This window comes from Polynucleobacter sp. 35-46-11 (genome assembly GCF_002281105.1).
In genome coordinates this window covers 1-1390 of sequence record NZ_NCFJ01000612.1, presented here as the reverse complement: position 1 = coordinate 1390, position 1390 = coordinate 1, and the positions used below count along the sequence as shown (strand labels likewise).

At 42.9% G+C, this 1390-nt stretch carries 1 protein-coding gene; it reads right to left on the bottom strand.

All coding sequences use genetic code 11. The features are described 5' to 3' along the window. The coding region (locus B7Y67_RS18140; RefSeq protein ID WP_293599830.1) for a sel1 repeat family protein at positions 1 to 1131 on the bottom strand (1131 nt) is incomplete at its 3' end. Positions 1132 to 1390 lie beyond the last annotated feature (259 nt).

Genomic DNA, 1390 nt, shown 5'->3' with positions numbered 1-1390 from the left:
GTCAAGTTTGTATTCAGGATGATGGTTTATTGCTTTCTCAGCATAGCTTGCTAAGGCATACCAATCATTGGCTTTTGGATCAGAAGTATTTTCTAAAATCTTCCCAAGTAATTCTTTCGCTTCTGTCACGCCTTGCTGTTGAGCCTGCCAAATCCAGTAAGAAGCTTGCAGACCGCGGATCTTCTCTTCAACCTTTTCACGCTTGCGCCATAAATTAGCGCCGCGTCTAAATTGAGCTTGAGCATGACCTAAGTCAGCCGCACGATCAAAGCAGCGATCACTCTCCGCGGCGTTATAGCCTGAGAACTGTGGACGTCGATAAATTTCTCCAAGTGCAAACCAGGCATCTCGATCCCCGTCTTTTGCGGCTAACTCTAACCAGTAAGCCGCTTTTTTCAAAGAGGCATTCGATTTTCCGGCGCCGCTATTACTAGCGCCATCAAACTGTGCGAGCCTTAATCCCAAATTGAGTTTGGCTATCGTCAAACCCATCTCTGCAGCCTGTAACAGAGCATCTTCATTTTGATCGGATAACCAAGCGCTCCACAGAGAAGAGAGAGCCTCATCTTTGGGTTGTAATTTAATGAGTAGTTCTTTGGCGCTGTGTGTAAATGGATTTTCAGATTGGGTGAGGCTAAGCAAAAACTCCTTAGCGGTTTTTTGCAGTGAAATTAAATCGCCACCACCACCTTTTTTTGATAACCATGCATCTAGTTCAGACTGTAGTTCTTTTTTACTTGGGTCAAGCAGCATTTGGGCGAGTTGCCATTGGGCTCCAGAACTGGATTCAAGACCAGCGCATGCAATTTGCCAAAAAGAGTCCCAGCCAAAATTAAATGCTGGTGAATGAAGGGTTGCCTCCAAAGGTACTGTGGAAATTTGCTTAAAAATGTCCAAGATTTCCGGGGTGTTCGTATAAACTTCTGAAACTTCAGTATCACTTGAGCTAAATGAACTAACTATCTGATTTTGAAGGGATATATAAGATTTCTCTAGCCAAATCAAGGCATTAGCTGGTTGAATTGGCGTTTTAAAGGCGCCATTCAAATAAGCAGAAGCTAAATTTTGTTGTGCGGATACATCACCCATTCGGGCAGATTGGAGGATTTTTAAGAATTCACGGCTTGCCATGTGACAATTTTGGCATTCCAGGGCATAAAAAGACAGAAAACAAATACCTTGTTGCCGTGATACAACGAAGAAAGCCAAAAAACTGCCTTTTGACAAGCAAAAAGAGCTCCTAAATACCCTTACCGCCAGTCTAGCAGGGCAAAACAAGCAAAATTCATAGGTCCCAGTTTTATTCGGGCATTACTTTCAATTTATGGAGATTTAAAGAATGAAAAAATCGCTATTAGCAGTTGCAGCAATGACAGCATTTGCTGGCGCA